This is a genomic window from Candidatus Magnetaquicoccus inordinatus (genome assembly GCF_004217665.1).
Classification (GTDB): domain Bacteria; phylum Pseudomonadota; class Magnetococcia; order Magnetococcales; family Magnetaquicoccaceae; genus Magnetaquicoccus; species Magnetaquicoccus inordinatus.
In genome coordinates, this window is record NZ_RXIU01000159.1 from 1 (window position 1) to 8,610 (window position 8,610).

Annotated in this window: 3 protein-coding genes; 2 read left to right on the top strand and 1 reads right to left on the bottom strand. The window is 52.3% G+C overall.

Annotated elements, in window-relative coordinates; genetic code table 11:
• Positions 1 to 181: 181 nt before the first annotated feature.
• Entirely contained in the window at positions 182 to 2,536 is a 2,355-nt protein-coding gene (locus tag EJP87_RS11285; protein ID WP_130471979.1) for a bacteriohemerythrin, read from the bottom strand.
• 307 nt (positions 2,537 to 2,843) lie between these two features.
• Between EJP87_RS11285 and EJP87_RS11290 the strand changes: the two genes are divergently transcribed.
• Positions 2,844 to 6,773 (top strand): response regulator, encoded by a 3,930-nt coding sequence (locus EJP87_RS11290; RefSeq protein ID WP_130471980.1) that lies wholly within the window; start codon positions 2,844 to 2,846, stop codon positions 6,771 to 6,773.
• A gap of 198 nt (positions 6,774 to 6,971) precedes the next feature.
• On the top strand, positions 6,972 to 8,552 hold the full coding sequence (locus EJP87_RS11295; RefSeq protein WP_130471981.1) for a cache domain-containing protein: 1,581 nt from the start codon (positions 6,972 to 6,974) through the stop codon (positions 8,550 to 8,552).
• Positions 8,553 to 8,610: the final 58 nt, after the last annotated feature.

Here is an 8,610-nt window from a genome sequence, read left to right on the forward strand (position 1 = left end):
TCGGCTTAAGCGCCTAATGGAAGCAAGCTGTGGGCATTGGCGCGCATTTTTTGCGCCAATGCCCACAGCATCCCCATAGGGGTAGAGCTGGCGAGCCAGCACGAACCTGAATAGTTACCCTGAACGGCCCAATACAAGATCATCCAGGGAGAGGCACTCCCTGGATATTCTTAAAACAGAATCAGCGAATACCCTTCTCTTTCAAGAAGGGGGCATAAGCCTGGTCTGAGTGCATGATATGGCTGACCAACCAGGAACGTAACGCTGACATTAAATCAATCACAATAGCAAAATCGCCCTCGTCATAGCGCTTGATAAACTCCACCGCCAGATCCACCAGCTTTTTGTGCTCGGCCTTGTGCGGCGTCCGCTCTGGATAGGAGGTACGATCAAAATAGTCCTCTTCACGCTTGAAGTGAAAGACCGTATAATCCGCCAACTTTTTCAAAATCTCCAAGACACTCTCTTTGCTCGCTCCCCGCTTCATCGCCTGATGCAGTTGATTGATCATATCCATCAATTTGCGATGATCACTGTCAACATCGCGCAAACCAGTGTTCAAACGATCATTCCATACCATAAAAGGTTTCTGCTTGGCATTTGGATCCGTCACTCCCTCATAAATCTGTTCAAGGGAGAGAAACAAACGCTGTCGGGCTGCAACATACTCCAACAACTGCGCCTCCAACTGTTCCGGCTTGGCCCCTTTTTTCTCCTGCAAACTATTGACCAATTGCCGAATCAAGCTATGAACCTCATCACGCTCCTTCAACATCAACTTGCACATAGCCGAATTGGTGCATGATCCTTTGCTGCCTTTTTGCAACCACTGGCTGAATTCGGAACGATCAATCTTTTCCAACTCTTCCTGCCCGATTACCAGACGTCCAGCAATCGCCTGCTCCAACTTGCTCTGCCACTCCAGATACATCCCCTTGGCGGCACGCATATTAAACATCGGCGCACCGATCTCGACCTCCATCTGTGTGGCATACAAGGCCCCACTCATCGCCTGCAACACCTGGCCCATGCGATCAAACTGTTTTGCTGAAGCCCGCATCGCTCGTGCCGTGCGCTCCGCTTCCGCCATCTGCTCCGCAACCGCTCGCGATACAGCAAAGGTCTTTTCAGCCGATTGGCTGACCGCGTGCGCCTGCGTCAACGCCCGCTTGCTCTCATCCGCAACCGATGAGGCCGCAACCGCCACCGAAGAGGCCGCACGCGCCACCTCGGAAGTACCAATCGCTGCCTCTGCCGCCGCACGCGACACATTATGCGCCGCCTCACCCAATTCATGGGCATTGCGCGTCACCTCTTCCGCACCCTCGGAAACTTTGGTCATCGAATCGGCAATACCGTGTATCGCCGAAGTCTGCTCATCGACCGCATAGGCTATGATCTGATTGGCCTGGTTGATACTGTTGACGCTGGCAATAATCTCCCGGTTGGCAAGCGCCACCGAAGAGGCAATTTTGGTAATATCCTCGGTCTTTTCCCGAATCATCCAGGTCGCCTTTTCGGTCTGGCGGGACAACTCCTTGACCTCATTCGCCACCACCGCAAAGCTTTTTCCCGCCTCTCCCGCCCCTGCCGCCTCAATTGAGGCGTTGAGCGCCAACAAACTGGTTTGATCGGCAATATTTTTAATAATCTTCACAAACTTGCCAATCTCATTGGCAGCCGTAGAGAGCTTCTCCATGGTCGCCTGGGTATCACGTACCCGCTTGTCGGTCTGCGATGAGGCCTCGCTCGCCGACTGACAACGCTCACGCACCTCTCCCAACGCCGAAGTCATATCGCGAACCGCTACCGCCACATGTTTGACCGCATTGTCCACATTGGACAAATTACGATTGACTCCATTGATATTGCTGTTGATCTGTTCTGCTGCCGCTGCCATCGAGCCAATGTTGATGCTGGCCTGCTCCGTTCCAGAGGCAATATGGGAAATATTATCCGCCACCTCCATCGAAGAGTGGGAGATTGTCTCAATATTGCGACTGGCCATGGCAATCGCACCCTTGACCCCCTCAATCTCCTGAGCCAAAACCCGGTTTTGCGAGGTCACCTCTTCGACAACATGCAAAGAGTTGCCGGCATCACTCCCTACCAAGTCGCGTATCTTCATGATTTCGCCAGCACAGGCTACTACCCCCCCTGAGTGCTGCGTCACCACATTCATCACCCCGGCCACCTTGCCAGCCATAATGTTTAATTGCACACCAAGCTGCACAATCTCATCGCTGGTACTCTCATCATGCCCAATGGGCATGGGCATACGACCGGTAAAATCTCCCCCTGCCATGCGCTGCACCACCTGCTGTATGTCGCGCAATGATCCCAAAGCAAAGCGTATGAATAAAACCCCCATCGCCAGCATCCATAGACCAATGCCTACCTGCAACCAGAGAAAGATCATCTCCATGTTGCGATCATTGACCAGCATGGAAAGCACAGACATGCTCAACAACATCACACCTGGCAAAAACATTGCCATCATCATTTTGGTGCGAATACTCATCATGACAATACGCATCTTACACTCTTTCACTCAGTATAGCTGTGAACGCCAATACCTAAACCACTGCCAGAGTAAACACCCCCCACCCTTGTACGCAGTATGGCTGTGAACGCCAATATCTAGCCCGTTGCCAGAGTGTACATGAGGCTAATCCATTAGACCAGAAGATTATTTCGCTCTCTTGCGCACATTGGCTCGGCGCTATCGCAAAATATTGCCATATTGATAATTTTCTCTTGCAAGTTTTGCAACAATATAAAACAATCCCGCCCATCCCTCTTGACCAAACCAGACCGATTCTTGCGCGTGAGCCCACCTGAGCATGAATAATCCGCTACCCCACGCAACAACCGTTGCCCTGCCCATGGAGGGCATTTTGGCCGGACAAATCGACTATATCTACTTTATTTATGGCCTGAGCTTTCTGGTTCTCGGCTCCGTTTGTATGCTCATGCCTCTCAAAGAGCACTCACGACTGCATTGGAAATGGCTGGGGGGCTTTGCCCTGCTGCATGGTGTCACTGAGTGGCTGGAATTGGCAGAAATGGTCAGCGGCGACTCCCCCCTGTTTCATGCCACTCGCCTTGCCTTGCATATTCTCGCCTTTCTGTTTTTGGCAGAGTTTGCTCTGCAGGGAGTGGCCAGCCGCTACCAGCATTGGCACATTCCCGGATTATCGCTCCTCTGGCTTATCTCTATCATCCTCATAGCCGAGCTGTTTGGCATGGAGAGCCTGCCCGCTTTGGTGCGCTACCTGCTGGCTCTACCTGTCTGCACAATCAGTGCCATGCTGCTGTATCAGGAGGCACGGCACGGCAACCCCAATGCCAAACGATGGTTGCAACTGGGTGCTGTGGCCCTGTTCGGTTATGGTTTGGCCAGCGGCCTGGTCGTCCCCGCTGCCGATCTCTTTCCAGCCACTCTTCTCAACAGCAAACTTTTTTTGCAATGGACCGGTATTCCCATCCCATTACTGCGCTCCCTGTTGGCCATCCTCTTGACCATCGCCATCTGGGGCAGCTCCTACCACACCTGCGAAAAAAACTCCCTGCAACTGCAGAATCGTTATTTTTTCTTTTTCCTGACTGGCATCGTCATCCTGCTTGGCGGTGGCTGGCTGTTGACCGATCAACTCGGCAAACTCTATCAATCTGATCAAGCCAAGGAGTTGCAAGTCCATCTGGAAGCGGTCGTCAATCGCCTCAACCGAGAAATTTATGCCGCCGATGGCGGGGTCATTGCCCTGGCTGGCATCACCCAACAGCTCCTGGATGAACACTCCCCCACCAATAACCAGTTGGATGCCATTCACCTTGCCGTCGATCAACTGGCAACCAGTGTTGACGGGGTTGCCTATATCCTCAACCCTGAAGGCACCACCATCGCTGCCTCCAATCGCCATACCCCTGCCAGCTTCCTGGGCAGCAATTATCGCTTCCGCCCCTATTTTCAACAAGCCATGCAGGGCAACAATGGCCGCTATTTCGCCTATGGCGTCACCACCAACGAACCCGGCTACTATTCCAGCTCCCCCATCTACAGCAAACAAGGAAATCGTCTGCTCGGTGTTGCAGTCATCAAAAAAGTGTTGGTACCAGAAGAGTTGGGTTTACAACAATTGGCCGAAGTCTTTTTGCTCAACCCGGATGGGGTCGCTCTGCTCTCCAGCCAACGCCACTTTTTGCCACAGCCTCTCTGGCCCATCCCTCAGGAAAAGCGCGACCAACTGGAACATTCCAAACAGTTCGGCTCTCTGCCGCCCTCGCCTACCCGCTTTGCCAACCCCTTGCAACATAATGATCGCCTGTTCCGTGGCCATCAACCCTATCTGGTCGGCAGAGTCAACATCGATAAAGAGGGCTGGTCCATCCTCATGCTCAAGCAAGAGCAAAACAGCCAACTCAGCCGCATGCTCGGCATCGCCATCTCCCTGCTGGTCAGTCTGTTGATGCTCACCTATTATCTGCTGCTCTACCGCGAAACCACTATCCTGATTGCTGCCAAACAGATTGCCGAAAGCGCCAACCAGACCAAATCCACCTTTCTGGCCAACATGAGCCATGAGATTCGTACCCCCATGAATGCCATTCTGGGCATGGTCTATCTGGCCATGCAAACCGAACTGACCCCGGTGCAACGGCACTATCTCTCCCGTGTCGAACAGGCTGGCAGATCTTTGCTGCATATTATCAATGATATTCTCGACTTTTCTAAAATTGAAGCCGGGCGCTTGGTCATGGAGAGCATTCCGTTTGCCATTGATAAAGTGGCCGATCAAGTGGCGGCCATGGTCGCACCAAAACTGGAACAAAAAAATCTGGAGCTTATCCTCTCTCTCGATCAGCAACTCCCCCAGCAGTTGATTGGTGATCCCTTTCGCTTGGGACAAATATTGCTCAATCTGGTCAGCAACGCCGTCAAGTTTACCGAAAAAGGGGAAATACTCTTTACCATTAAACTCCTCGATGCGCAGCCAGAACAGGCCACTCTGCTCTTTCAGGTCCAAGACACCGGAATCGGCATGAACGAAGAGGAGATCAAAGGTCTGTTCAGTGCCTTCAGCCAAGCCGATCCCTCCACCACACGCCGCTATGGTGGCACCGGTCTGGGTCTGGCCATCAGTCGGCATCTGGTGGAACGTATGGGAGGAGTGCTGCAACTCTCCAGTGAACCTGGAAAAGGCAGTTGTTTCCACTTTCAGTTGACTCTACCCCGTGCAGCTTCCACGGACAGTCAAGAGACAGATCAAAAGTCCATCCAATTGAATGGATTACATATTCTCATCACCGACGACCATCAGGGCGCCCGACAGGTCTGCAGCGAAATTTTATCCCCCTATCACTGCCGCGTCGAAGAGGCCACAACGGGCGAACAGGCACTGATTAAACTGCTGCAAGCCATTCAACAACGTGACCCCTTCGATCTGCTCCTGATTGATTGGCGTATGCCCGGCATGAACGGCCTGGAGACCATCCGTCGGATGCGCAACGAATTGGCCGATCAGGCTCCACCAGCCATTTTAATCACTGCCTATGGCCAGGATGAGATCCTCGAACCTAACTCCATGAGCAAACCTCCCCATTTTCTCATGAAACCAGTCACCGCCACCTCTTTGCTGGAGACCATCGCCCAGGCTCTCGGTGGTATCATTGCTGGCAGCATGCCACAAACTGCTTCCACTCAGACCAACCTCGGCACCGTTCTTCTGGTAGAAGACAACGAGATCAATCAGGAGGTTGCGCAGGGATTGTTGCAACAGTATGGCTGCATCGTGGAACTGGCCAGTACCGGGGCCGAAGCGCTGCATCAATTGGAAGAAAAAGCGGTAGATCTGATCTTGATGGATGTGCAGATGCCGGTCATGGATGGCTACGAGGCAACCCGCCGCATCCGCCAAAGTGACAAATGGAAAGCCTTGCCTGTTATCGCCATGACCGCCAACGCCATGACAGGAGATCGACAAAACTGCCTGTCGGCTGGCATGAATGACTATCTGGCCAAACCGATCGATCCCAAAATTTTGCACGCCATGCTGAGCAAATGGATGCCACGCTCCAGTGTCGTTGCACCACCTTCCGCGGATCCGCTGGTCACATCCGTGCAGTTGCAGCCCTTGCTGCCGGGCATCAACAGTGAAGTCGGCCTGCATAATGTTGGAGGAAATGTTAAACTTTATCAACAAATTATCAATAAATTCCACCGTCATCAACAACAAACTGCTGCCACATTTCAACAACTGCTCGAACAAGCCGATTGGCCCGCACTGGAACGCCAAGCCCATACCTTGAAGGGTTTGGCCGCCACCATCGGTGCCTATCCACTCAGTCAAATGGCCCTTCAGCTCGAACAAGGGGTGCGCAAACGGCTGGCTGTCACCGATTTGCTGCCTCTGATCGAACAAACCACTCAACAGTTGACCGTTATCCTGCACTCCATCGCCCAATCAGGCTTGCTCTTTAATGAGTCAGCTCTGCCTGTTGATGAAGAAAATACCAATTTTTCTGCCCTGCTGCCGCTGCTGCAAGAGGCGGCTCTCTTGTTGCATGAATATAATTCTGCAGTCGATACCGTCTTTGCGCAAATGGACCCCATCGCCATGGATCGCTCCACACGCCAACAACTGCAAATCCTGAAACAACACATGGAAAGCTATGATTATGAAACATGTCTGGAAGAGCTGCATGCCTGGGCTAAACGGGCTGGATGGACCCTCTCCCCCGCTGCCAAGCAACCACCACCCGCATCTTCTTGAATCTGCAAGTCATCACCATGCTATCAGTGATCCACGCATTTGTGCATCCTTGACAGAATTGTGACTTTCAGTAAATACTTAGCAGCTTTGATATTATTGGTATTTTCTTTGCTTGCTCGCTATACATATCACTGTCAGCAACAGCACCCACCAGCAGCATCTGCCAACAGGCATCTGTGACTATTTTACATTTTGAGTATGATGATGACCTCTGCACTCTTCTCCACATTGTCCGTTCGCGCCAAATTGCGCATGATCACCGTTCTGGCCCTGTTGGGTCTCTGCCTGCTCGGTCTGTTTGCCAGTTTTAGTCTGCGCGACACCCTGTTTGAGGATCGCAGAGCCAAAACCAAAAATGTGGTGGAAACGGCCTTCAGCGTTTTGACCCACTTTGAGTCCCAGGAACAAAGTGGCAAAATGAGCCGCGAACAGGCGCAAGCCATGGCCATCTCGGTACTGAAATCACTGCGTTATGATGGCGATAACTATTTTTGGGTGAACGACATGCAGCCAGCAATGGTCATGCACCCGATCAAACCGGAACTGGATGGCAAAGATCTTTCACAAAGCACCGATGCAAAAGGAAAAAAACACTTTGTTGCCTTTGTCGAAATTGCCAACAAACAGGGGGAAGGATTTATTGATTATCACTGGACCAAACCAGGTCTGCCTGAACCATTGCGCAAAATCTCCTTTGTCAAAGCATTCACTAAATGGGGTTGGATTATCGGTTCCGGTATCTATCTGGATGATGTGGATCGACTATACTGGGAAGCGGTCCGCTCCATGCTCATTTTTCTGGCTGTCTCTCTGCTGGCCATCATGTTTACCACCCGTTTGGTTGCCCGCAGCGTCATCGTCCCCCTGCAAGCCTGCAAACGGATGTTTGCCCAGGTAGCCGATGGCAACCTCAATGCCCACTATTCAGAACAGGAGAGCTCTCCTGCCCCGCACAGAGCAGATCACGCTGCCTCTTCTCATGGTAACGAAATTACCAGCATGGTCCAATCGCTCAAAGAGATGATTATGGCCCTCAAAGAGACGGTGCAGGGAATTGCCGAAAAGGCCGATCAATTGGGCTCCTCCTCGCAACAACTCAACGAAGTCTCTGGGAAAATGAGCAGCGATGCCAATGGCTTGAATCAACAAGCCACCCAGATCAATATCGCTGCCGAACAGATGCAGGCCAATCTGGGTTCGATAGCCGGCACAGCGCAACGGATGAGCAGCAATATGCAAGAGGTTTCGGAAAAATCCGAAGTGATGACTGGCGACATGCACACCATCTCCTCGGCAGCCGAACAGGTGAGTGTCAACTTAAGCGAAATTGCTCGCTCCTCTACCGTTGTCAACAAAAGCATGGATCGGGTCATGGATTCGGCACAACGCTCCAGCAGCAATGTCAGCACCATCGCCGCTGCCGTCGAAGAGATGACCGCTTCTCTCTCGGAAGTCCGTTCGCGCTGCCAAGCGGCCAAACAAGAGGCGGAACTGGCCCAGGGTGGGGCCAATTCCACTTTGCAGGTGATGGAACGTCTGGGTAATGCCACACGGGAAATTGGTCGCGTCGTGGGCATCATCAACAATATTGCCAATCAAACCAATATGCTGGCCTTGAACGCCGCCATCGAAGCCGCCGGTGCCGGGGAGGCCGGTAAAGGCTTTTCCGTGGTCGCAACCGAGGTAAAAAATTTGGCCAAACAGACCAGTGAAGCGCTGCAGTTGGTCTCCAGCCAGGTACAAGCCATCCAGGGCAACACCCCATATGCGCTAACATGATTATCGAAACTTATTGTTGAGCAGTGTGGATGCGTGTATAATGCAACCACTATGGATG

What these genes read in the sequence shown, in the direction of transcription:
- EJP87_RS11295 (WP_130471981.1), top strand. Translation starts at nt 6,972, where the DNA reads ATGATGATGACCTCTGCACTCTTCTCCACATTGTCCGTTCGCGCCAAA.
- EJP87_RS11285 (WP_130471979.1), bottom strand. Translation starts at nt 2,536, where the DNA reads ATGCGTATTGTCATGATGAGTATTCGCACCAAAATGATGATGGCAATG.
- EJP87_RS11290 (WP_130471980.1), top strand. Translation starts at nt 2,844, where the DNA reads ATGAATAATCCGCTACCCCACGCAACAACCGTTGCCCTGCCCATGGAG.